General features: G+C 63.1%; 1 protein-coding gene and 1 pseudogene. Both read right to left on the bottom strand.

Annotation, left to right across the window (positions count from 1 at the left end; translation table 11 throughout):
- Window positions 1-32: 32 nt before the first annotated feature.
- Complete coding sequence (locus E1J61_RS26635) at window positions 33-284, bottom strand: antitoxin (protein WP_133096938.1); 252 nt, start codon at window positions 282-284, stop codon at window positions 33-35.
- Window positions 285-442: 158 nt separating this feature from the next.
- A pseudogene (locus E1J61_RS26630) lies at window positions 443-856 on the bottom strand (tyrosine-type recombinase/integrase); the annotation flags it as partial.

Genomic DNA, 856 nt, shown 5'->3' with positions numbered 1-856 from the left:
GCTCACGATATTAGTGTCAAGCATGTAGCGCGTCATTCGAGACCCGCCAGCGGATCCCGGGGTTGCTCGTCCTGCGCGCGCTCGGCCAGGAAGTCTGCCGGCACGGCGCTGCCCTGGATGGCGGCCAGGAAGCCGTCCCAACTCTCCGGCCGGCGCGACAGGATCACGTCGCCGGTGGACGGGTCACGGCGGATATAGACCTCGCGCTCAGCAAAGCGGAACTCCTGAAGCAGCCGCACCGCCTGGCTGCGGCCGGTGGTAAAGATCTTGGCAGTGGTGCTCATGGTGGATTCCTTTGATAGATATCAAAATGTATACCATCTTGAGATGGATATCAAGATATCTACCACTTCTGCATCTAAGTGGGCGACACATCCCTAGATCGGTCAGCCCCATCGGGGTCGCCAAAGTTTCATGATGGTGAAATAACCCTCTCGCCCCGCTATTTCTTCGTACCCCAGTCAATCCGGTGCCGCTCCTGCGTGGCTTCATGGCGCGCATCCTCCTCGCTATGCAGGTAGCCGCTCGTCGTCGACAGCGAACTGTGTCCGAAGTTGTCGCGCACGAAGCGCAGGTCGACCTGCCGGTCGGTCATGTGCGAGCCGGCGGTGTGGCGCAGCCAGTGCGCCGAGGCACTGGCCAGCACCTCGGCTTGCGCTTCCCATTCCGGCCCGCGCGCCCGCACGCGCGCCGCGGCCATGCCAAACACCTCTTTCAGGATCAGGTGCAGCGCCCCGCGTGACAGCGGTATCTCGCTGCCCGGTCTTCCAATTACCGGCAGCACCAGTGGACGCGTCTCCCTGGGGTAGGCGGCAATTCGTTGGCGCGGCGGTAGCGTGCCAGTTCCGCTATCCGC

Origin of the sequence: Cupriavidus sp. L7L (assembly GCF_004353535.1) — a bacterium.
Taxonomy (GTDB): domain Bacteria; phylum Pseudomonadota; class Gammaproteobacteria; order Burkholderiales; family Burkholderiaceae; genus Cupriavidus; species Cupriavidus oxalaticus_A.
This window is presented reverse-complemented; position numbering and strand designations above follow the sequence as displayed.